General features: G+C 39.9%; 16 protein-coding genes. 6 read left to right on the top strand and 10 right to left on the bottom strand.

Annotation, left to right across the window (positions count from 1 at the left end; all coding sequences use genetic code 11):
- Nucleotides 1-5: 5 nt before the first annotated feature.
- Nucleotides 6-1382, bottom strand: a complete 1377-nt coding sequence (locus tag ACWIUJ_RS01295) for a sodium-dependent transporter (protein ID WP_454152047.1) — start codon at nucleotides 1380-1382, stop codon at nucleotides 6-8.
- Between the two features lie 155 nt (nucleotides 1383-1537).
- Between ACWIUJ_RS01295 and gap the strand changes: the two genes are divergently transcribed.
- The 3 genes from gap (at nucleotide 1538) to ACWIUJ_RS01280 (ending at nucleotide 7271) form a co-directional block, all read left to right on the top strand.
- Nucleotides 1538-2557, top strand: a complete 1020-nt coding sequence (gene gap / locus ACWIUJ_RS01290; protein ID WP_454168445.1) for a type I glyceraldehyde-3-phosphate dehydrogenase — start codon at nucleotides 1538-1540, stop codon at nucleotides 2555-2557.
- A 112-nt stretch (nucleotides 2558-2669) separates the two neighbouring features.
- On the top strand, nucleotides 2670-5441 hold the full coding sequence (locus ACWIUJ_RS01285) for a TonB-dependent receptor plug domain-containing protein (protein ID WP_454168443.1): 2772 nt from the start codon (nucleotides 2670-2672) through the stop codon (nucleotides 5439-5441).
- A gap of 441 nt (nucleotides 5442-5882) precedes the next feature.
- Complete coding sequence (locus ACWIUJ_RS01280) at nucleotides 5883-7271, top strand: cytochrome-c peroxidase (protein WP_454168441.1); 1389 nt, start codon at nucleotides 5883-5885, stop codon at nucleotides 7269-7271.
- Nucleotide 7272: 1 nt separating this feature from the next.
- Here the strand turns inward: ACWIUJ_RS01280 and cysS are convergent, their stop codons facing one another.
- Nucleotides 7273-8745: a cysteine--tRNA ligase gene (gene cysS, locus ACWIUJ_RS01275; protein WP_454168439.1), complete on the bottom strand. Its 1473-nt coding sequence runs from the start codon at nucleotides 8743-8745 to the stop codon at nucleotides 7273-7275.
- Nucleotides 8746-8797: 52 nt separating this feature from the next.
- Nucleotides 8798-10309, bottom strand: coding sequence for a murein biosynthesis integral membrane protein MurJ (gene murJ, locus ACWIUJ_RS01270; protein WP_454168437.1), 1512 nt, complete (start codon nucleotides 10307-10309; stop codon nucleotides 8798-8800).
- 93 nt (nucleotides 10310-10402) lie between these two features.
- On the opposite strand from murJ, the gene ACWIUJ_RS01265 reads away from it, so the two are divergent.
- Entirely contained in the window at nucleotides 10403-12466 is a 2064-nt protein-coding gene (locus ACWIUJ_RS01265) for a hypothetical protein (RefSeq protein WP_454168435.1), read from the top strand.
- Nucleotides 12467-12513: 47 nt separating this feature from the next.
- On the opposite strand, the gene ACWIUJ_RS01260 is transcribed toward ACWIUJ_RS01265, so the two are convergent.
- Nucleotides 12514-13248 (bottom strand): cytochrome c biogenesis CcdA family protein, encoded by a 735-nt coding sequence (locus ACWIUJ_RS01260; protein ID WP_454168433.1) that lies wholly within the window; start codon nucleotides 13246-13248, stop codon nucleotides 12514-12516.
- 148 nt (nucleotides 13249-13396) lie between these two features.
- Between ACWIUJ_RS01260 and ACWIUJ_RS01255 the strand changes: the two genes are divergently transcribed.
- A complete protein-coding gene (locus ACWIUJ_RS01255; RefSeq protein WP_454168431.1) occupies nucleotides 13397-14923 on the top strand; it encodes a DEAD/DEAH box helicase in 1527 nt (508 codons plus the stop codon).
- Between the two features lie 179 nt (nucleotides 14924-15102).
- On the opposite strand, the gene ACWIUJ_RS01250 is transcribed toward ACWIUJ_RS01255, so the two are convergent.
- The 6 genes from ACWIUJ_RS01250 to ACWIUJ_RS01225 all read right to left on the bottom strand — a co-directional run bounded on the left by ACWIUJ_RS01250 (nucleotide 15103) and on the right by ACWIUJ_RS01225 (nucleotide 21248).
- Complete coding sequence (locus ACWIUJ_RS01250) at nucleotides 15103-15774, bottom strand: zeta toxin family protein (RefSeq protein ID WP_454168429.1); 672 nt, start codon at nucleotides 15772-15774, stop codon at nucleotides 15103-15105.
- Nucleotides 15731-16138: a transcription antitermination factor NusB gene (gene nusB / locus ACWIUJ_RS01245; RefSeq protein WP_454152464.1), complete on the bottom strand. Its 408-nt coding sequence runs from the start codon at nucleotides 16136-16138 to the stop codon at nucleotides 15731-15733. Before nusB ends, ACWIUJ_RS01250 begins: the two co-directional genes overlap by 44 nt.
- Nucleotides 16139-16147: 9 nt before the next feature.
- A complete protein-coding gene (gene ribH, locus ACWIUJ_RS01240) occupies nucleotides 16148-16618 on the bottom strand; it encodes a 6,7-dimethyl-8-ribityllumazine synthase (protein WP_454152463.1) in 471 nt (156 codons plus the stop codon).
- Nucleotides 16619-16723: 105 nt separating this feature from the next.
- Nucleotides 16724-17701 carry a transaldolase gene (locus ACWIUJ_RS01235; protein WP_454168427.1) on the bottom strand — a complete coding sequence of 326 codons (978 nt, stop codon included), beginning with the start codon at nucleotides 17699-17701 and terminating at the stop codon, nucleotides 16724-16726.
- Nucleotides 17702-17703: 2 nt separating this feature from the next.
- Nucleotides 17704-19656 (bottom strand): motility associated factor glycosyltransferase family protein, encoded by a 1953-nt coding sequence (locus ACWIUJ_RS01230; RefSeq protein WP_454169709.1) that lies wholly within the window; start codon nucleotides 19654-19656, stop codon nucleotides 17704-17706.
- A gap of 47 nt (nucleotides 19657-19703) precedes the next feature.
- Entirely contained in the window at nucleotides 19704-21248 is a 1545-nt protein-coding gene (locus tag ACWIUJ_RS01225) for a flagellin B (protein ID WP_454168426.1), read from the bottom strand.
- 218 nt (nucleotides 21249-21466) lie between these two features.
- Here ACWIUJ_RS01225 and topA point away from each other — a divergent pair, with 218 nt between their 5' ends.
- Complete coding sequence (topA, locus tag ACWIUJ_RS01220; RefSeq protein WP_454168425.1) at nucleotides 21467-23671, top strand: type I DNA topoisomerase; 2205 nt, start codon at nucleotides 21467-21469, stop codon at nucleotides 23669-23671.

The raw sequence follows: 23671 nt of genomic DNA, 5'->3' as shown, positions 1-23671 counted from the left end.
CAACACTAATCACTTGCAGGGATTTGTGAGGCAATCTCCCACACCAAAATCGCTATAATCACAATAGGCGCGACAAACCGCACGATAAAAAACCAAACACTAAACTGCCATTTGTTGAAAAAATGCTCGCTTGCTTTGGCTAAAAACTCTTTTTTCAAACAATACCCCACAAATACAATGGCTAAGATTCCCCCTATTGGCATAATAAAATCGCTAGAGACAAATGCCACAGTATCAAAAAGACTTTTGCCAAAAATACTAAAACTCTCAGCCAAACTTGGTTGTGAGCTTAAGATAATCACCTCACCAAAAGCCCATATACAAAGACTAACAAGCCAAGTGCTTTTGTTTTGTGAGATATTAAACTTCTCTTTTACCACTGCCACACAAGGCTCTAAAATAGAGATAGTCGAGGTAATGCCAGCAAAAATCACTGCGATAAAAAACAACGCACCCACCACTTGCCCGACACCTTGAGCGATTTCTGCATTCATTTTACCAAAGGCAAGTGGCAAAGCCTTTAAAATAAGTCCTGCGCCTTGTGAGGGTTTCTCGTCAAACTCATATAAAAACGCAAAAATCATCAACCCCGCAATCAGTGAAATCACAATACCACTAAACACAATCCACAAAGATGATTTTAGTAGATTTTGCTTCTCTTGGGTATAAATCGCATAAGTAACCATTGTCCCCACACCAAGCGAGAGGGAGAAAAATACCTGCCCCATAGCCTCGATAAACACACGCGGAGTGATTTTAGTAATATCAAAACTAAACAAAAACTCCGCACTTTGGGCAAACCCACTCATCGTGCAAGCATACACAAGCAGTCCAATAAAAATGACAAAAAGCAATGGCATAAAAACCACATTACACCGCTCTATGCCATCTTTTATCCCCTTTGCCACGACAAAAGCCGTAAATGCAAGCATCGCGCTAAAGCACACACTCTGAATCCAAAACGAATACACAGCGAGGTCTTCAAACATTTCTTTTGCCTCTTGCGTGCTACTTGGATACGCGCTAAAGCCAAGTCCTAAATAATAAAAAATCCAACCCAAAATAATGGCATAAAATGAGAGGATAAAAGGACCGCCAATGACGGTAAATCCAAACCAACCAAAACGCGGATTCTCTTTTGTGTGAGAATTTTTTGCCATAAGTGCGGGATAGCAATCAATCGCATTTTTACGCGCTGTATGCCCGATGAGCATTTCTACCACAAGCATCGCCACACCAATGCTTAATGCCAAAATAAGATAAAGCACTACAAACGCTCCACCACCATTCTCTCCAGCCATATATGGAAATCTCCAAATATGCCCTAACCCAATGCTACTGCCTAGTGCGGCAAGCACAAATCCAATTTTTGAAAAATTCATCACTAATCCTTAATAATACTCTTTTGCCATTCTAAAACGCCTACTTTTCCATTAGTTATGTAAGCAAATGTATTTCCAAAATAACGCCTAAAATAATCAAAAACACAAATCGTGTGCTAGAATTATCGCCTTTAGATTCTAAAAAGGATAAAAGAATGCGAAAAATTGCATTAAATGGGCTTGGACGACTTGGTAGAAGTATCGTGCGCGAGGGCATTAAGCGCGGTGATGTCGAGTTTGTCGCACTGCACGATATTGCTAATGGAGAAATGCTCGCTTATCTATTAGAAAATGATTCTGTGCATAAACGCATATTTGAAAGTGTAACTTTCACGCCAAAAGATGAACATTATGGAATCTTAGAGTTTAAAGCAATCTCCCCTCACATACAAAATGTAACAATCCCACTTTTTTGCAATATCCCTAGAAATGAGCTTGACTTAAGCAGTGCTGATGTGGTGGTGGAATCAAGCGGGAAATTTTTAGATTATGCTTCAATGCAAACACATTTAGTAAAGGGCGTGAAAAAAGTCATTATCTCCGCGCCAGCTATTGATGATACGCCCACATTTGTGCTAGGTGTGAATGATGAATGCTATAACAACGAACCAATTATCTCTAATGCTTCTTGCACGACAAACTGCCTCGCACCCATTGCTAAAGTGCTAGATTCTGAATTTGGGATAGAATCTGGTGTGCTTAGCACCATTCACAGCTACACTTATGACCAAAACCTGCTCGATAACGCACATAAAAGCGACAAACGGCGTGCGCGCACCGCAGCACTAAACATTATCCCCACAAGCACAGGCGCAGCAAAAGCCCTCTATAAAGTGCTCCCAAACCTCAAAGACAAATTACACGGGCATAGCTTGCGCGTGCCTGTGGCTGATGTCTCAATGGTGGATTTTAGCGTGAAGTTGCGTAAAAATCCAAGTGCTAAAGACATAAATGACGCACTCAAAAACGCAAGCAAAAGCACAATGAAAAAAATCCTCCAAATCGATGAGAGATTCCGTGTGAGCAGTGATTTTATCGATAATTCGTATAGTGGCATTGTGGCGAGCGATTTGACTTTCACCCTACCAAATGGACTAGCAAAAGTAATGGCGTGGTATGACAACGAATGTGGTTACGCTAATAGAATCCTTGATATGGCGAAGTTTATCGGCTAGATTCTTAAAAACTCTACTTAAATAATAAAATTATTTCTCATTATTTAAGCTAGATTTAAGATTTTATGTGTTAGATTCCTCAATTTTATTTTGTATTTTGTAGGAATTGATAATGAACGCTAGAATCTTAAGTGTTGCATTTGTGCTATGTGGCTTTGCATTAAGCGATGAATTAGAGCAATCATCAAAGAGTGCAATTACCCCCCCCCCCCCCGAAACACAAGATAACAATCAAGTAGAAAACAAAAAAGATTTGCAAAAAGTCAAATTAGACAAAGTAACTGCTACGGCAGAGAGAGAATTTGAAGCCTATCAAAGTGGTAATCAAATTGGACGAGAAATGTTAGATTCTAATCCTAGTGGGAATGGGGATATTACAAGCATTTTAAAGATTTTGCCAAATGTGCAGTTTGATAACTCTCAATTAAAATCCACCACGCCCGGAGAAATTGACCCTGCCAACATATCCATAAGCGGAGGGTTGTTTTATCAAAACAATTTCCAACTTGATGGGTTTAATATGAATAATGATTTAGACCCCATAGGCAGAAGTGCGGATAATCCCACTGCAAATGGCACAAATACGCTTCGCGGTGGCAGAAGTCAGGGCTTAGCAGTGGATACGAGTCTGCTAGAATCTATCACAGTGCTTGATGGCAATGTAAGTGCAAGTTATGGGGGGTTCACAGGTGGCGTGGTGGAGGCACAGGTGCGCAAACCTCGCAAAGATAATGGTGGTATCAATGGTTGGCACGCAAATATTAGCTATCAATACACCTCCGATAAACTTACGCATTATTTTATCCACGAGAATGCAGAATCTACTTTTGCCACAAGTAGCAATGAAAACTACCAACCACAATTTAGTAAGCACCTCATAAAATCTAGTGTGGAGGGCTATATCAAAGAAAATCTAGGGCTTATAGCAAGCTTTAACACCACGCAGAGTTTTATCCCGTTATATGCCTATGACCAAAGCTTATTTTCACGCTATAAAGGCAACGATTATGACAAAAAGCAAGACCAACGCAGGGAAATTTATAACTACTATGCAAAGGTATTTTATAATCCAAAAGAGAATCTCACGCTAGAGGCAAGCCTCGCATATATGCCACAATTTAACACTTATTTTAATAGTGCTATGCGAGATTCTTTTTATGCGATGGAGAGTGGGGGCTGGCAAGCGGGGCTTAAAGCTGTATGGGGGCACAAAGCGGGCATTTTTACTAATCAATTAGGATATAGCTTTATGGAGCATTCTCGTGCAAGTGATAGTAATGTATATCGTGGGTGGTATTATAGCGAGGATAAAAATTGGGCAATGAATGGTAGCAATGTCGCAATGGAGGGAGGCTATGGCAATATGGACGAATTGCAACATTCTCTAAATTATAAAGCAGATATGGCTTTTGAGCCATTTAGATTTTGGAGAATGTCGCATAATGTTTTAGCAGGGCTAGATTTGACTTATCAATACATTGATAAAGAGCGGTTAAATCCCTATTATCTCTTAAGTCCGTGGGGATATTACATAGGCAATACTTCATATCAAAGTATCAAAAATCTCAATGGTGGCTCTTGTGGCGCAGATAGTTTAGGGCTAGATAGTTGCTCTAGTGGCAAGGTGCTAGGTGGCGCAGGAGTTGGGTGGAATGGGCAATTTTTTACTTACCTTCAAGAAGAGGGGGTAAATTCTATCAAGTTTGATAATTTTGCCTATGGGATTTTTGTCGAAGATGATATAAATTTTGATTTAGGAAAAGTAGGGGAGATAAATACGCGCTTGGGCTTGCGCTTTGATGGGGATAGCTATATGAGCAAGCAAAGCCTTGCACCTAGATTTTCGCTTAACTACATAACTCCCGCGCCAAAGCAGTGGCAGACAAAAATCACATTTGGTGCAAATCGCTACTATGCGCGCTCGATTTTTAGCTATCGGCTTTATGATTTGGTGCTAGATTCTATGCGATATTACACGCGTGATTTAGACGCCACGACAAATATGCCTAGTGCGTGGGTAGAGCGAGAGGATTTAAAAGAGCAAGGCAGTAGCTCATTTTTGTTTCGTAAGCTAAAGATTCCATATAGTGATGAACTAATGGCTGGGGTAACGCAAGAAATTGGGAGTTTTAGCATTGGTGTGAAATACATTTATCGCGCGGGCAGAGATGAAATAATGCGCGTGCAAGGCAGGAGCGCAAATGGCAACAATGTGCCTAGTGGCTATACAGGAGGCTATAATGTCTATACAAATGACGGGCGAAGTGAGAGCGATATTGTCTCACTGATTTTACAAAACACTAAACCGTTGCAAACTTATGGAATCTCACATCAATATTTACTTGCCTTTGACTACACGCATAGTGCTAGGACTTACAATCCTCAAGCCGCCGATGATAGCTACTACAACAACACGCTTATAAAATATGATGGGGAGATTATTTCTTATCGCAATCGCCCTGTGGAAAATTTCGCCCGCCCTTTTACGCTACGACTGAATACTACGCATACTTTTAGCATTTTGCGCACAAAGTGGCTGGTTAATAACTTTTTTAGATTTCGCAGTGGCTATGATAAAATGATAGTCATCACCCAAAGGAGCCACCCAAATTTGTATGACACCACATTTCGCGGGACACAATACGCAAGGCATAGCTTCAAACCTAGCTTTAGTTGGGATATGCGCGTGGGCTTTGAAGTAGATATGTGGAGGGGGCAAACGCTATATGCAAATGTCGATATTTATAATGTGCTAAATAGTCAAAATATGACTACACTTGGACTAGCAAATGGCAATGCCACAACGGCTTTTGCCTCTGCTAGCTCTATCCCTGTATATGAGCTAGGACGGCAATTTTGGGTGCAGGTGGGGTATAAATTTTAAGAAGTTGTCATTGCGAGTGAGTGAAACAAGCGTAGCAATAACAAAAAACCATTGTCATACTGAGCGTAAGCGAAGTATCTCAAAACTTCAATAATGTAAATAGAGATATTTCGCTAACGCTCAATATGACAAAGAAAACTCCTCAAAAATAACAAGAGAGATATTTCGGTCGTTTCACTCCCTCAATATGACAAAAAAAACTCCGTCATTGCGAGTGAGTGAAACAAGCGTGGCAATGACAAAAAACCATTGTCATACTGAGCGTAAGCGAAGTATCTCAAAACTTCAATAATGTAAATAGAGATATTTCGCGCTTACGCGCTCAATATGACAATGTAGTTATGTCCCACTCCCTTGCGGAGGGGGATTAAGGGGGTAGGTTTTATTGTCATTGCGAGCGAGTGAAACGAGTGTGGCAATCTATTTATTAGTTTTTGTCAAATGTGTGTTTTTTTTTGGCATTTTATAACGATAGATTGCCACGAATTTGCTAACGCAGATTCTCGCAATGACAGCGTGTGTGGATTGTTATGCGGATTTATGCAAAATCTGCTCGCAATGACGATTCAATATGACAAAGAAATCGCACTCACAATGATAAAAACCAAAGGAGAAAAAATGTCTAAAATCTGCTATGTAGCGTTTGTAGCGTTTGCTTTGCTTGGTGTAGTCGCGCAAGCACAGGGCAAAACTCAAGCCACCAAATCACCCAAACCACATATCGAGAATCTCCGCAAAATGTATAGCAATGCGGACTCTACCAAATGGACGAAAGCGCATATCGATGAGGCTGTGGTGGAGGATTTTGCACGGCAGTTAGGCTTGCTACAATCTAGTCAAAATCTAAACGAACTTGATTCTAAAAAGCGCGGTGAAGTAGAAGCGCAAGTGCGCGCGCATTTAGAGATTGCACCCTTGCCAAAAACGCCACCTTACCCCGCGCATAATCCCTACTCTAAAGAAAAGCGCGATTTGGGTGAAAAGCTCTTTAACGAGCCAAGATTATCAGCGTCAAATCAAATCGCGTGCGCAAATTGCCACGATAAAGAGCTCGGGTTTGCCGATGGGAGAAGTGTAAGCTATGGGCATAATAGACAGCTAGGGCGTAGAAACTCGCCAAGCGTGGCGATGAGTGCGTTTGGCAAAGAGAAATTTTGGGACGGGAGGGCGCAGGATTTAGAATCTCAAAGCCTTTTTCCCATAGCCGACCCGCTAGAAATGGCGTATAACGCCGATAAAGCCGCAAAAAAGCTCCGCAAAATCAAAGAATACAAAGAGCTCTTTAAAATCGCCTTTGGCACGGACAAAATCACAAAAGAACTCCTAGCCAAAGCCCTCGCCACTTATCAGCGAAGCCTAATGCCCGCGCAAAATCGCTTTGATAGATTCTTAAATGGCAATGGCAAGGGGCTAAGCGATGAGGAAGTGTGGGGACTGCACCTCTTTCGCACCAAAGCGCGGTGTATCAACTGTCATAATAGCGTAGCTTTTAGCGATGGGAAGTTTCATAATCTTGGCTTGCATTTCTATGGGCGTGAGAAATACGAGGATTTGGGGCGATATGAGGTAACCAAAAATCCTAGCGATGTGGGGGCGTTTAAAACGCCGAGTTTGCGTGGCGTGGCAAAAAGTGCGCCCTATATGCACAACGGGCTTTTCCCGCATTTGCGAGGCGTGCTGTTTGGGTATAATTTCGGTATGGCAAAGCCAGAGCCACAAGAGGGCAGGACTTATAATCCACCTTTTCCAAAGAGCGATGAGATTTTGCGCCCGCTCAATTTAAGCGAAGAGGAAATCAACGCATTAGAGGCATTTTTGAGGGCGCTATAAACTACACCTTTTCCCATATCGTGCCTTGCGGACTATCCATAATCTCAATCCCCATTGCTTTGAGTTCATCGCGCAAGCTATCTGCTTTGGCATAATTTTTTTCTTGCTTTGCTTGCAGTCTTTGAGCGATGAGGGTTTGTATCTTTTGCTTCTCTTCCTTACTCACGCCAAGTTGAAAATACTCGCTCGCATCTTTGCCACCAATGCCAAGAGTGAGTGTAATAAAAGCGATGTTATACGCTATGACTTCCATAAACGCGCTATCTTTTGGAGATTTGTCAATATATTCATTCGCGCCATTAAGCATTTCTTCTAGCACACTTAGGGCTTTTGAAATGTTTAAATCATCATTGAGTGATTGCAAAAAGTTTGTTACAAACTCATTGTTTGCGTGCTTTGCAATGCGTCCAAATACGCTCGATTCTAAGGTTTGTTTAGAATCGAGCGAAGTTATCGCTTCTTGTGTGCTTTGAGAAATCTTTAATCGCTTCTTTAAACGATAGAGTTTATCAAGTCGCTTTTTAGAGCTCAGCAAATCCTCTTCGTTAAAATCGAGCACACCGCGATAATGCACGCCTAACAAGTAATTACGCAAAATCTCGCCATCATAGACTTTAAGTGCATCTTTAATAAAAAAGCTATTGCCAAGCGATTTGCTCATTTTTTCACCATTGATATTGACAAAGCCATTATGTAGCCAATATTTTGCTAGCTCTCTATCGGTAGCACAGCGGGTTTGACTTGCTTCGTTCTCGTGGTGAGGGAAAAGCAAATCACTCCCCCCAGCGTGAATATCAATCGCAAAATCTTTATCTTTATAAGCAAGGTGAGATTCTATCATTGCAGAGCACTCGATATGCCAGCCCGGACGACCAGCACCAAAGCTACTCTCAAAGCTCACATCGCCCTGCCCTTTGTAGCCTTTCCACAAGGCAAAGTCCCTAGATTCCAATTTATCATCAGCATTTTGGATACGACTTTGCGTGTTTTCCACATTATGATGAGAAAGTTCGCCATATTGAGAATCTTTTTGCACTTGCAAATACACATCGCCATTTTGCCCTAAATACGCATACCCCCTCTTTAGTAGCTCCTCTATCATTGTTTGGATACTCGCTAGATTCTGTGTGGCTCGTGGCTCAATGTCGCCACGCAAGACGCCAAGCCTATCCATATCATTCAAATATGCCTCAATGTAATGATTAGTAAGTTCCTCTAGCGTTTGATTGGTTTGGTGCATTTTGTTGATGATTTTATCATCAATGTCGGTGAAATTTTTTGCATACATTACTTGATACCCATTAGCAAGAAACACCCTGCGCCACAAGTCAAATGCAATCGAACTCCTCGCGTGTCCAAGATGCGCATCATCATAGACCGTGGGACCGCACACATAGATTCTTACTTCATTGGGTGCAATAGAGACAAATTCGCGCTTTTGCCTACTTTGAGAATCATAGAGTAATATTTTCATTCCTACTTCCTTATATTTTGTATTGTCGCTCGCACACTGCTACCAAATCCCATTAGACCAAGATTCCAAAAGATTTTTCATAATGCTTAAACACACCTAAAACCACAACTAAAAAACCTACCATTATAGCAAGTAAAGCTAAGCCTTTGGTATTTTTTAGCATTAAACTCAACTGCTTTAGCCCAAAAACACGCACCGTGAGTATAAAATACAAAAATCCACCAAGCGAGGAGGCAAGTGCAAGCCCCATTGCGCCAAGTGGGTGCATTAAAATAAGTGAGAATCCTACACCGCATAAAAGCGAGATTGCCGAGATTTTCGCCGCCCTGCCCTGCATTTTATGCGAATACAACCACAAAGAAAAAATCCGCGCCAAACCAAATGGCAACAAACCAACCAAATACATTGCAAACACATTTGCCACTTCTAGCGTATCACTGCGCTCAAACTTCCCTCGCTCAAAAAGCAACCAAATAATTTCATCTTTAAGCATTATCCCACCAACCACACACAAACACAGCGTAATAAGCAACAACCAAAACGCCTTTTTCATTAAGCCTAAAGCCTCGTTGTGCTGGGCGTTTTTTACCGCCTTAGCAATAGTGGGGAAAAGCGCGCTAGAAGCCGCAATGGCAAAAATGGCTAGAGGGAGCTGAAAGATTCTATTCGCATAATATAAATAACTTATCGCGCCACTTGCAAGAAATGAAGCAATAAGCGTATCTAAAAATGAGGCAATTTGTGCCGTAGAGCTCCCAAGCAATGCTGGGAAAAATTGCTTAAAAAATGCTTTTACATCATTTTTGATGTGTATGGCGCGCTTCTTTAAGGCGATGATATTGTTTTTTGCTTGCAGGTTTTGTGAATGCAAATCATCTTTAGTGTGAGATTCTCTAAAATATCGCCTACTTGAGAGAATCTCACGCAATCCCACAACCAAAAGTCGCCCAAAACCAAATCGCACAAGCGGATAAAAATGCAAGGCAATTTGGCACGCTCCGCCAATAAGCACTCCATAGCTTAAAATATATACCGCCCTAATATCATCAATATCACGCGCAAACCACAAAGCACCAATCATCGCAATATTAAGCAATGCAGTGTTATACGCGCTTACCCAAAAGCAATTTTTATACTGCAAAAGTGAACCTAAAAAAGTGCTTACAAATACCAACTCTAAATACCAAAAATTTATCGCTACGATAGGGCTTGCAAGCTCTATTTGCTGGGGTGAGAATCCAAAAGCCAATGCCTTAGTAAAAACCCCACTAAACGCCCACACACACAAACTTATAAGCAATATAACCCCACATATAATCACAAACACAATAACACTAAAAGCCCCCTTAGCTCGCGCGGCAATAAAACTCGGCAAAAAACTTTGCACAAATGCGCCCTCGCCAAAGATTCTGCGGAAGAGATTAGGGAGCTTAAATGCGACAAAAAATATATCACTCAATACCCCAGCACCCAAAAATGAAGCCATACACAAATCACGAATGAATCCAAAAATGCGCGAGCATAAAATCCCAGAGCTATTAGTCAAAAATGCCTTAAATATCAAAAATTTCCTTTGTTTGTCGATTAGTTAAGCAAAAATATGTAATTATATCAAAATTATTTTTCAATGATTAAATTCACATTTACAGGGAGTGTTATGCAAGGTTTTCGTCCAGTGGTTGTGCGAAATTGCAAAGATGTCGAGCAAAGCGTGCAAAATACTTGTGATTTATACGCACTTGATTACCATAGACTTACTTTTGATATACTTGAGATTCACACTTATAAGGATTTTGCCGAGAAAGATTCTACCCTTATACCAGCAACTGAAGCGCACGAAATCTTAGAAAACGAAGAAAACTACAACAAAAAAACAGATTTTAACCTCCACCAAGACTTTGATATTAGCATTCGTATCACAGAAGAGGAGGATTTAGCAAGTTTTATAGAACTCTCCACAAACACCCATTACAACAAACTTTACCTCACACTTAAAAAGGGGGTAAAAATTAAGAGCTTAGCGGCTTTTATACGACATCTATACGAAGAGATTCAACGCAAAAAGGCAATCTTGGGAATCATTGTGCGTGATGTAAGTGCCTTTGGAGAATCTTGCGAAATACGCGCATTGCCAGATTCTACAGATTCCCAAGTGCAAACAGATACCGCTGAGGAGCAAATTAAATGCGCTTCACTTGGACAAAAAATGTTTGAAGACCTCGCACAAAAGATAAATGCACTCAACTTGCAAGACAAATGCGAAAATGATGAATTGCAAGAAGAGATTACTTTTGAGCTTGAGAGGTCGAGTGCCTATGTGCCAAAAGCAGGCTCTACATTGAAGTTTTTACCCAAAGAACAATGGGAAAAAGAAAATAATACTTCACTTGGACTCGCTTCTTACGCAGTGGAAGCAAACCAAGAAATATTGCGCGTAAGCTATGAGAGCGAGGGAGAAAGTGGGCGAAACCTTAAGGGGAGGTATTTTGATTATTCTCTACCAGAAGAAGAAAGCGAAGATGACGATGATGATTGGGATAGCGATGAGAAAGACAAAGCAAAAAAACAAGAAGCCCCCAAAGAATCTAAAGAGAGCGAACAAGCAGAGCAAAAAGCACCAGAACCTAAGGAAAAAATCGCTAGAGAAATTGTCTTTGATGAAAAACTTTTTTCCAAAGAGGAAAAAGATGAATATGTCTCCTATACTGCCTTGCAAAAGGGGTATGTAAGCGTTAAGCAAGGATACTTAAAAATGTTTGAGAGCAATGAGTTTAAGGAAGTCAATTTGCGTAATGTCGGGCATTTACTTGGAGGGGTGAATAAGGACATTGTCGTAACCATAAGCGGACAGAATCCAGAAGATGACGCAGTAGGTCGCGGAATGGTCATCGAAGCAACGCAAATTGACATTATGGGCTCTGTGGGAGAAAAAGCCCGTATTATCGGTAAAGAAGTAACTATACACGGGCAAATCCACCAAAGTGCCTTTGTGCAATGTGAAACTTGCAATATCGACTTTGTCAAAGGCACGGTAATCGCCAATGAACTAAGAATCAAAAACTCTGAAATGGCTAACCTTGATGCAAAAAACATAAAAATTGACATTGCGACAGGCGGACAAATACGAGCACAAAACCTCACTATCAACAAACTTTACTCGCATTCAAAAATTTACTTTAGTGGGACATTGCAAATCAAAAGCGTGGAAGGCGGGGAAAACGAACTCTACATTTCGCCAGATTGTTATTATGGAATCCGCAATGTGGTGGAAGAAAGCAATGAATTTATCCAAAAATGCACAAATAAAGTCAATAAACTTTTACAACTCCTCAATAAAGAGAACGAAAATATTAGGAAATCTAAACCCATTGTCGCGCAACTAAAAAGTATCATCGATGAAAAAAAGCGACTTAAAGAACCCATTGATAAAAAAATAAAAAATGCTATGGCAGAATATATCGCTTTAGTAAAAAATGCTGAATTTTTAAAAGAGCGCATCGCCACCGTGCAAAATGCCGCAAAAGCAAAAAATGAGGAGCTTAAGCACATTGATGAGGAACTCCAAAATGCCAAGATTATCACTAGGGGCTCTTGGAAACGACATAATGAGATTTTTTATGAACATATTTTCCCAAAAGGCAGAGATATGATAAGTTTTGATGACGCCCCACAAAGAAATATCTCTATTGATAAAGAGAATCTCAAACTTAAAATAGAATAGATTCTCTATTACAAATGCCATCTCGCACACTCACAATAAGTTTGTGCTTACAAATTCATTAAAACCCCAACAACTTCATCTAACTTTTCGCTTAAAATAAGCACTCCAAGCACGAGGAGTAAAATACCACAAACCACTTCAATGACGCGAACAAAGGACTTTAATTTTGCTAAAAAACCAAGAGAGCAATCAATCAAAAGTGCTGTTATAAAAAATGCCAATCCAAGTCCAAGCGAATAAGCAAGCATAAGATGCAATGCTTCATTGTCCTTTAGTGCGCCAAGCGCAAGGATTGAGGCAAGTATGGGTCCAGCACAAGGACTCCAACAAGCACTAAAACTCACTCCAAGCAAAAAAGGAGCAAATATCGATAAAACCTTACCTTTGGGTGGTGTGATATTAAAACTAAAACGCAACTTATACAAAAACGATAACCTAAAGATTCCCAAAAAATGAAGTCCAAAGCTAATCACAACTATCCCAGAAACAATGCGAAAAACCGCACTGCTTAAAATCTCACTTAACAAAGTATCCACAAAAATCCCTAAAACCACAAACACCACACAAAATCCAGCGATAAAACTAAGCGAAGTAAGGATAATTTTCGTGCGGTGTTTGGTTGGGTTTTGTGTGATATGCTCCAAAGAAATACCACTTATATAAGAAATATACGCTGGGATTAGCGGTAGAATGCAAGGACTAAGAAAAGTAATAATCCCAGCCAAAAAGCTCGCAACTAAAGGAGCTTGGTAAAACACACTGCTATACAAAAACTCCTCCAAATTCTTCTCCTTGACAATAAGATTTTATAGATTCTCATAACGCACAAAATGCCTGCCAAGAACATTATAACTAAAGATAAAAACTTTTGGAATTTTTATATAAAGTTTTTGCTACAATATCCCAAACTTTTTGTTATAGGACTAGGCAATGCAAACAGATAAATACATACCAGAGCACGATTTGGATATACAGAGTGATTGCAACGAAGCAGAATCTCTGCAAAAAACCACCAAAAACTTTAGTGATTTTAACTTGCGTAGCCACATACTGCGTGGCATTAAAGAAGTGGGATTCTCTATGCCATCACCCATACAAGAGCAATCTATCCCCATTGTGCTAAAAGGAAGTGATTTAATAGCGCAAGCACAAACGGGCACGGGCAAAACAGCTGCATTTGCTATCCCTATTTTAAACAAACTCGGGCGCAACAAACAAATAGAAGCCCTCGTCATCACTCCTACACGCGAACTTGCAATGCAAATCAGCGAAGAGTTTTTAAAGATTGGAAAGTTTGCGCGGATTAAGACTATTTGTATGTATGGTGGGCAAAGTATAAAACGGCAATGCGATTTGCTAAAATACAAACCAAAAGTGATGATTGCCACACCGGGTAGGCTTTTAGACCATTTGATGAATGGCAGACTTCAGGATTTCGCACCAAAGGTTGTCGTGCTTGATGAAAGTGATGAAATGCTTGATATGGGATTTTTAGATGACATAGAGCATATTTTCACTTACTTGCCAAGCAATAAGCAAACACTGCTTTTTTCTGCGACAATGCCCGAGCCAATCAAAAATCTCGCGCTAAAAATTTTACGCAAACCAGAGTTTGTCAAAATTTCTCCCGTAGAAATCAACAACCAAAACATTGAACAAAAATATTATATTATTAACGAAAACGAGCGTAATGAGGCAATTTTAAAACTACTAGAAATAGAGAATCCAAACAAAAGCATTATCTTTACGCGCACAAAAAAAGAGGCTGATATACTAGCAAATAACCTTAAAGAAGCGAATTTCAATGCCCTAGCATTACACGGCGATATGGAGCAACGCGATAGGCGCAGTGTCATAATGGATTTCAAGCAAAATAATGCCGAGATTCTTGTCGCTACTGATGTGGCTGCTCGAGGGCTTGATATAAGCGATGTAAGCCATGTGTTTAATTACCATATCCCTCTTGACCCACAAAGCTATGTCCATCGCATTGGGCGCACAGGTAGAGCGGGCAAAAGAGGCGTAGCGATTACACTAGCAACGCCATTAGAGTTTAAAGAGATTAACAATATTAAGCAAAACACTAAAGCACAAATGCAACTTTGCGAAATGGACGATGTGGAGGTGGATTCTCAAACGCTTCTCTCCAAAATCGCCACACTTGAAATAAGTCAAAATGCACTTGAAATGTATGAAACCCTCAAAGGCACAATGCCAGAGGAAAAGCTATGCCAAAAACTTTTGAGCTACTTTATACAATCTTGTTGCAAAAAGACTATCGGGCTTAAAAAGGACCAAATTGCTATCTTAGAGCACAAACTAAGCATTGATGAAAGCGAGCAACAAAAATCAGGTAAATTTTACAAAAAAAGTTTTACAAAAGATAAAAAAGAAAAAGACAAAAAATCATCTAAAAAGTCCTATGACGGCGATATTACTGATAGCATTTGGGGATAGTCTCTAAAAACTGCAACTTTTTGCATAAATATGTCTTCATCAATTCAGTAGTGCTTGGCATAATTGCCTCCTTTAAAGTGAATTTTTGCTCGTTATTTCTAAATTTCTAACGCCTTTATTTAGTATTTGATATATGTCATTATCTGTGTGGTTTAAACTTAAGGGCAATAATTGAAATTTTAAGGGCTTGATTTATTTAAATTTTCTATCCCAAGTTCGCTTTTTAGCAGATTTGCTTTATTATAAATCCACATATTTTCACGCGATATTGTATCAATAATGCAATCATTTGCTTTATTGTATTTGAAAATCAGCTGTTTTTCACTACCACTATTATCAAATAACACAATCTTATCGCAGAATTTAGCGATTTTTAGTAGATTTTGTATAGATTGAGTAAATCGCCTATCAATTAAAAGAGAATCCACATCGTGTCCGCCTTTAGCAACACGCATTTTAACTCTATCTTTAGCAATTTGCGCGCTATTTACACCAATATAATACAGCGAAATAGCGTAATTTTGTGTTTTCAATTCGCTAAAAAGATTCACTATACTTTTGCCACAAAGCGTAGTTTCTTGGTTGAAATCATAATGCTTTTTAATGCAATTTTGGCGAAGTTTTAGGGCGATTTTAGAAGCCTTAAATTGTTCTTTTGGATTTTTCCAACTCCCAAAGCTACTGACAAATTCATCAGTATTTATGCGAATCCCAAATGATTTATCACGCAAAAGCTCATCATAATACAATGTGCTTTTACCTGCGCCATTGATTCCTGCAAAAATGAATGCTTGAGCTTGTGGCATACTAAGTTGGCTTTCGCAGTTGTTTGATAGAATCAAGCACGCCATTTATGAGCTTTGGGGCATTATCATCACCATAAGCCTTGCTAAGCTCAATAGCCTCATTTATCACAATGGGCGCATCTGTATCACTAAAAAGTAGTTCATAGCTCCCAAGTCGCAATATTGAATGCTCAATGCGACCAATACGCGCTATATCCCATTCCTTTAAATGTGTGTTGATACAAGAATCTAGCTCTTCGCGCTTTTGTATCACTCCATTAAAGAGATTGAGCGCGAAATCTTGTTGTTTATGGCGGATTTTCCTCTCTTCCAAAAAACCCTGCGCTTGAGTGAGAATGCTGATATTCCCCACATCATAAGCGTATAGCATTGCTATGACGGCACTCCTTGCCTGCGACCTTGTCGCCATTGTCTCTCCTTAAACGCCAAGACTCTCATACAGGCTTACTAGCTCGATAAGCCCTGCCATTGCCTCAAATCCCTTGTTGCCTACCTTTGTGCCAGCACGCTCGATAGCTTGCTCGATACTATCTGTGGTAAGCACACCATAAGTAACTGCTGCGCCATACTTAAGTGTAACATTGGCAATGCCCTTTGTCGCCTCCGCACTTACATAATCAAAATGTGGGGTTGCCCCGCGTATAATCGCACCAAGACAACAGATTCCATCATAAGTATTTTGTGAGAGAATCTTTTGCAAGGCAAATGGGATTTCATACGCGCCCGGCACAAGGATTAAATCTAACAACTCATCATTGCCTCCGTGTCGCAAGAAACAATCTCTCGCCCCCTCAATAAGTCTATCTGTGATAAGATGATTAAATCTACTACCGATAATAGCAATGCGCTCATCACCACGCAATTTGAGTTTTCCCTCTATTGTATTCATTTTTTCTCCTTAATTTTTACTCTAACCACAACGCAAAACGCGATTATAGCATAAGTTGCATTGTAGTGAAATTTTCTTGCAAAGCCTTAAAAATGCGTAAAGATTCTATAATTTTGCAAGCATTTCTTCAAAACTTTGCTTAAAAGCATTCACTCCATCTGCAAGCAAAGTATTATACATTTGCGTCAAATTCTCTTCGCCAACAAGGCTAAGAATTTTTTGGACATTAGAATCTACAACCTGCTCTTGCCAATCCTCCCTCTCTTGCACGAAATATTGTAGCGCATCAAGCGGTGCGGTGTTAATGCTTTTTGGCAAAATAAGCGAGGTAATGTAGTAATCCTTTGGCAAATCATCGCCCTTCACTCCCGTAGAAGCAAAAAGCGGACGAGAAAACTTGTCATCAAAGTCTTGGATAATACTATAACATTTTTTGGCATTAGCGATTCCGAGCGTATTTTTCACCTCATCTTTTGCCTCTTGCATCGCATTGTATGCCCTATCGAAGCGAGATACAAAGATACTTACCACGCCCCGCGCTACGGAGTTCCCCTTTCTTGCTTGGGCAAAGGCTTGCATACATTGGCTTGCTTGATTTGGGGAAAAAATAAGCGTAGCATTCACGGGGATATTTTTTGCTATCAAAGCATTCATTACTTCATATCCTGCCTGCGTAGCTGGAACTTTAATCATCACATTTGGCTTGCCTATGCTTTGAAAAATCCGCACGCCCTCATCGATACTTTTGGGCGCATCATCACACAAAAATGGGTCGATTTCAATGCTTATATACCCGTTGTCTTGGTTTTTGTTGTAAAGTGGTGTGAGGATTTGTGCTGCTGTTTTAATATCATTAAAACCAAGATTCTCATAAATCTCTTTAGCATTCATACTGCTATTTTCTTGTTTTAGCTTTTCTACGCGCTTTTTATAGGATTGGCTTTGAAGCGCGTTAGCAAAAATGCTAGGATTGCTTGTCGCACCATTTACGCCATAAGAAAGCAACGCACCAAAGCCATTATGCAAAAAATCCCTGTGGATAAAATCACACCACAAGCTATAATTTATTTCATCTAAGTCCATTTTTACTCCTTTTTTATTGAGATAGAATCTTTCCATTCATCAAAAGATTTTTGCGCCACAAAAATCACACTATCAATCCCACCAGCAAGCGAAAAAAGCCAATATTTATGTGCAAAAAGCAAATCTATTTGTTTGGCTTTAAGTGCCATTTCATCTCGCGCCACACCAACGATAATCTTTGCAATCTCCATTTCTTGATGCACGATATAAGATTGAATCGCATCATTAAAGCACATTGTAAAGTTATTATCCCCAAAAAAATCCTTAATTTCTTGTATGTGATTAAGCGCGTCTTCAACACGATTAAAATCGATATTTTCCAAATCTTTGCTTTTATTTGCCTCCTCTAGTTCATCGCATAAATGCGCCACTTCTAAGAAAACTTCCTCAATCTTAGCTTTTTTCTCAATACCAAAATCGATAAATTCCTGTGTTTTTTGGTGGGCTTTTTGCAGATTCTCTTGTATTGTTTGAGAATCTGGTGGGCTTAAATGCAAAGGTTGCTTTTTTTGGCTTGTATCAATGGGTAAAAGTGCTTCTTCAAAGCTCATTTCCTTTGTTCCCTCAATCCTAGCCCCACCTTCTGTGGCGTTAATTACCTCAATTTTATAAGGCGTTTGGGCAATGTCTGTCTCATAAAATTCTAAAAACATTTTCCAAATAGGTGTGCTCTCCACAAAACCTTCTCCACCATAAGCAGGCAAGAGCACTTTTTGGGAATCTTCTTCTAATGGCTTAATTTCGCGCTCGCCATACACGGCATTTTGTGCGTGTGAGCTCCCATCTTTGCCAAAGGACAAATCCTGACCTATGATAATACAGCGTGAAAAACGCGAATATACAAGCATTTCATACGCCATATTTGCTGCACTTAGTCCCACGCCAATGTATCCATATTCCTTAAAGCCAAAATACGCCGTATAGCCAAAAGGACGCATACTCATCTGCACTAAATCACCATTGAGTGCGTCTTTTAAACGCTTATGCACGATTGAAGTAATGGCAAAAATGACATTTTTATGCTTGGATTTGGGGGTTTTTTCATAAAATTGCGCGGTTAAATCCACACGCTCTAGAGAAAACACAATATCAGGCACGATTCCCTCGCGCGCTAAAATGGGGAATGAAGCATCAATGCAAAAAATAGTAATATAATCTTGATAACGCTTTAAAAGTGGCAACTGCTTGCTAAGGCTTGGACCTGTGGAGACAATCACTGCGGTAGAACCAGCCTTTTTGCCCTCATTGTTTGCATTGATTTGGGAGCGTTTAAGCTGAATCTCTTTAATAAGTGTGATAAGCGAGGGTGAATGCAACATTTCAGGCAATGAAGCAATGTGGTGTGCAATACCCACGATAGAATCTTTGCTATCATTCCCCACGCTCATCACGCAATGATGAATTGCACGCACAAAAAGTTTATTAAACTCTACACTTTGAGTGGCAAAATGCTCATAAAATGGATTAAAAATATGCAGATTGTAAAGTTTGGAGTAAATTTTAGCGTGTTTATTTTTGATAAAAAGTTGCAAAATATCTTGGTAGCTACTTTTGGAATCTAAAAACACTATGCGCTTGCTTAAAATATCATCATAAAAATCAAGCAAATGCAACACAATAAATAAAATCTCAATCTCTGGCTCGATGACAACCACACTTTTAAGATTCTCATTTTGTGTAAGCACTTTATAAAACACGCCATTGCCAAGCCCAAAAAAATACAAAAATGGATAATGACAAAACTCCGCAAATTGTGCTATTTTTTCGTTTGTTTCTTCAATGGGAGAATGCAGAAAAATCGGGGTAGAATCGCTTATGCGAACAATGTTGAAATTGATAGAATCGCTCGTGGTAAAGACCTCATACGATTCATTTGGAGTTACTTCTTTTAATCGTTTGCAAAGTGTGGGAGAGATTTTTTGTAACGCGGTAATATTGCGCTCAAAAAAATCCACCATTGTAAAAACCTCTAAGATTCCATAAAAATTATGGAATCTCTATGCTATTGCAACAATCGCAACACATTTTGCTGGACAAGGTTTGCTTGTGCCATAGCAAAACTTCCGCTCTGTGCCAAAATATTATGCTTAGAGAAAGTCGCAGATTCCTCAGCGAAATCCACATCACGGATAACAGATTCCGCACTTTTAACATTAACCTGCGTAACCGAGACATTGTTGATGGTAGCAATAAGCTGCATTTGCACAGAACCAATATCCGCACGAAGTTTATCAAGCAACATACGCGCAGATTCTGCCATATCCATAACCACCATCGCACCACGCAAACTCGTAACACCCGCACCGATACCATCAGCGTGAATTTCTCTAAATGAAATATTTGGGTTTGCACCACACGCTGAAGCCACATTCGCACCAATTTCACCGCGCAACTCACGCAGATTCACGGTGTATTGTGCGATTCCTTGTGCTGTGTGGAATCCCACATGGCTAAAATTCATACCGCTAATAATAATATCGCGCGCATCTTGTCTAATAAGTGTCAAACGACCAATGATAGCGTGCTTTGTCCCGCTAATCCCCACGAAGTTACCACCACCAAACACTTTACCCGTAGCACTTTGGGTGCGTATTGAAATTGCCCTTCCATCTGTGGCTCTTAGATTCAAACGCCCAGAAATATCAGTCCAAGCCTCCACACCTGTTCGCTCTTTTACCGAGTTAAATGCGTTAATCAAGCGTCCATCAGAGTCATTTTTACGCACTTCATCTATCGAACCAATAGTTACACCATTTACCACAAGTCCGTGCACCGTGCCTGATTGCACAGGGATATTTCCTGTGCCCATTACCTGCCACGCCGCACGCATACCAAGTGTGTCGGAATATTTGTTAATCACTTCTGCAAGCACACCAATACCTGTATTTGCTGAAGTGGAAATTTTCACCGTTTCTAACTCATAGCTATTTTTTCCATCGACCTCTTTTACATGGAACATTACTTCAGTCAAGGAGCTTGCCGCAGCCGAAGCGAGCACGCCTTTACCTGTGATTGAGCTTGATTCCATACGCACATGCCCGATTTTATCTGAACTCGTAGGACCAATAGATGACTTAATACTTTGGTTTGAAAATGCACCAATTTGGAATTCTTTATTTGAAAACGCACCAGAAAGCATTTGCTGTCCGTTAAAGCTTGTGGTAGTAGCAATATTATCAAGCTCCTCTAACAAACGCAAAATATCACTCTGTAATGCCTTTCTAGTGTCTGTGCTCTGTCCATCGTGTGCTGCTTGGACGGCTTTTGTCTTAATGGTATCAAGGATTTTTAATTGCTCATCCATTGCCTTATCCGCAATTTGGATAACCGCAACCGCATCATTAGCGTTCCTCACAGCTTGCCCAAGACTCTCGGCTTGAGAGCGCAAAGAGTCCGCAATAGCAATACCAGAAGCATCATCAGCGGCTTTGTTTAACCGCAAACCAGAGCTTAATTTTTCCAAAGAGTTGTGAAGGGCTCTATTATTCATAACCCCTATGGTGTGCGCATTTAACGCGGAAATGTTGGTGTTAATCTTAAAGCTCATAAAGTATCCTTTTTGACTGAAGTTAGAGTTGTATCCCTTGAGCCAAAAAGCAAAAGCTATTCCAAAAATAAATGAAAAAATTAGTGAAAAATTTTCGTGAAGTGTGCTAGAATTTTGCCTTTTAGATTCTTAAAACTATGGATTGTAAGCCAAATGACAATGTTTCCATAATTGAGAATTGAGCTAAAAAAGAATCAAATAAAAACTTAAGGCATATAATGAAAAATCTCATCATTGTAGAATCTCCTGCAAAAGCACGGACAATCAAAAACTTTTTAGGCAAAGATTATGAAGTCATCGCCTCTAAGGGACATATACGCGACTTGCCTAAATATACTTTGGGTATCGAAGTCAAACAAAAGCAATTTATCCCAAAATACACCATAGACAAAGACCACGCACAAATCGTCTCCGAAATACAAACAAAAGCTAAAAAAGCTAAAACTACTTATATCGCTACCGATGAGGATAGAGAGGGTGAAGCGATTGGCTACCACATAACGCAAACGCTCGATGCTGATGCAGGCAGTTTCCCGCGTATAGTATTCCACGAAATCACCAAAAGCGCAATACAAAATGCCCTTGATAATCCTCGCACTATTGATATGGATAAAGTCAATGCGCAACAAGCGCGCAGATTGCTTGATAGAATCGTAGGCTTTAAACTCAGCAATCTTATTTCCTCAAAAATCGCGCGTGGATTAAGTGCTGGACGCGTGCAAAGCGCAGCCCTCAAACTTGTAATTGATAAAGAGCGCGAAATTCAAGCATTTAAAAGTGTTACATACTTTATCATTAACGCCACCTTTCAAACCAAAGATGGCAACACCATAGAATCTGAGCTTGTGTTTTATGAAAAAGCGTTAGAAAAACTCTCTCTCCAAGATGAAAAACAAGTCAAAGCAATACTTGATTCTCTAAAAAATCAAGAATATGAGGTGCTTGAAATTGCCAAAAAAACCAAAAAAACGCCTACGCCACCACCATTTATGACATCAACACTCCAGCAAAACGCCTCAAACAAGCTCGGCTTTAGCCCATCTCGCACTATGAGTATCGCTCAAAGGCTTTATGAAGGCGTGCAAACAAACAACGGCATAACAGGGGTGATTACCTATATGCGAACTGATAGCCTTAATATAGCCAAAGAAGCACAAAGCGCAGCAAGGAAACTTTTAGAAAAAGCTTTTGGCAAGCAATATGTGCCACCAAAACCAAAAACCTATACTACGAAGTCAAAAAGTGCGCAGGAGGCACACGAAGCAATCCGCCCAACAAACTTAGATTTCACACCAGATATCGCTAAAAATTACTTAAAACCAGAAGAATTAAAACTCTACAAACTCATATATGAAAGGTTTTTAGCCTCACAAAGTGTCGATGCAGAATTTGAATCACAAAGTATCCTCTTTGGCAATGCTAAGTGCAATATGAAATTCAAGGCAAATGGCAGGCGATTACTCTTTGATGGATTCTATAAAATTTTAGGCACAGAGGACAAAGATGAATTATTGCCCGCACTTAAACAAAATGATAAAGTTGTGGCTACTTCAATCAAAGAGCACAAAAAGCAAACTGAGCCACCTGCGAGATTTAGCGAGGCAAGCCTTATTAAAACTTTAGAATCTTTAGGCATAGGACGCCCCAGCACTTATGCGCCGACTATTTCACTATTGCTTAACCGCGAATATCTCATCAATGAAAAAAAATCGCTAATCCCACAAGAAAGCGCGTTTAAAGTCATAGAAATGCTTGAGGGGGCATTTAATGAAATTGTGGATAGTTCTTTTTCAGCCTCGCTAGAAGATAGGCTTGATGATATTGCAAGCAAAAAAGTGGATTGGAATGCTATGCTTTGGGAGTTTTATGAGCCATTTATGGAGAAATTAGAGCAAGGCAAGCAAAACATCGTTAGCCAAAAAATCGCTATCCCCACAGGTGAGCTATGCCCAAAATGCAACAAAGAGCTTGTCCAGCGCAATGGAAGATTTGGTGAGTTTATCGCGTGTAGTGGCTATCCTAAATGCAAATATATCAAACCATCATCAAACCAAGAACAAAACCTCACTAATGAAGTGTGTGAAAAATGTGGCAAACCAATGGTGAAAAAATTTAGCAAAAGGGGTGAGTTTATCGCGTGTAGTGGCTATCCAGAGTGCAAAAACACAAAACCACTCAATCAAAAACCAAAAGAGATTCTTAGTGTAAAATGCCCAGAGTGTGGTGGTGAACTTATCAAACGATTTAGCAGACGCGGGGCGTTTTATGGTTGTGGGAATTACCCAAAATGCACTTTTTTAAGCAAATATCCTCTCATAGAAAAAAAATGTGAAAAATGTGGAGGAGCGATGGTGGAGAGAGAACTCCGCAAACAAGAAATATATGAATGCCTCAAATGCAAAGATAAAGTGCCAAAAGAGTAA

The sequence above is a fragment of the Helicobacter sp. 23-1046 genome (assembly GCF_053654635.1).
The sequence above is the reverse complement of the archived record's forward strand: the minus strand, read 5'-3'. Positions and strand labels throughout refer to the sequence as shown.

Bases quoted from the DNA above. Each gene is read 5' to 3' on its own strand.
- ACWIUJ_RS01295 (WP_454152047.1), bottom strand. From the start codon at position 1,382: ATGAATTTTTCAAAAATTGGATTTGTGCTTGCCGCACTAGGCAGTAGC.
- gap (WP_454168445.1), top strand. From the start codon at position 1,538: ATGCGAAAAATTGCATTAAATGGGCTTGGACGACTTGGTAGAAGTATC.
- ACWIUJ_RS01285 (WP_454168443.1), top strand. From the start codon at position 2,670: ATGAACGCTAGAATCTTAAGTGTTGCATTTGTGCTATGTGGCTTTGCA.
- ACWIUJ_RS01280 (WP_454168441.1), top strand. From the start codon at position 5,883: ATGTGTGTTTTTTTTTGGCATTTTATAACGATAGATTGCCACGAATTT.
- cysS (WP_454168439.1), bottom strand. From the start codon at position 8,745: ATGAAAATATTACTCTATGATTCTCAAAGTAGGCAAAAGCGCGAATTT.
- ACWIUJ_RS01265 (WP_454168435.1), top strand. From the start codon at position 10,403: ATGCAAGGTTTTCGTCCAGTGGTTGTGCGAAATTGCAAAGATGTCGAG.
- ACWIUJ_RS01255 (WP_454168431.1), top strand. From the start codon at position 13,397: ATGCAAACAGATAAATACATACCAGAGCACGATTTGGATATACAGAGT.
- ACWIUJ_RS01250 (WP_454168429.1), bottom strand. From the start codon at position 15,774: ATGGCGTGCTTGATTCTATCAAACAACTGCGAAAGCCAACTTAGTATG.
- nusB (WP_454152464.1), bottom strand. From the start codon at position 16,138: ATGGCGACAAGGTCGCAGGCAAGGAGTGCCGTCATAGCAATGCTATAC.
- ribH (WP_454152463.1), bottom strand. From the start codon at position 16,618: ATGAATACAATAGAGGGAAAACTCAAATTGCGTGGTGATGAGCGCATT.
- ACWIUJ_RS01235 (WP_454168427.1), bottom strand. From the start codon at position 17,701: ATGGACTTAGATGAAATAAATTATAGCTTGTGGTGTGATTTTATCCAC.
- ACWIUJ_RS01225 (WP_454168426.1), bottom strand. From the start codon at position 21,248: ATGAGCTTTAAGATTAACACCAACATTTCCGCGTTAAATGCGCACACC.
- topA (WP_454168425.1), top strand. From the start codon at position 21,467: ATGAAAAATCTCATCATTGTAGAATCTCCTGCAAAAGCACGGACAATC.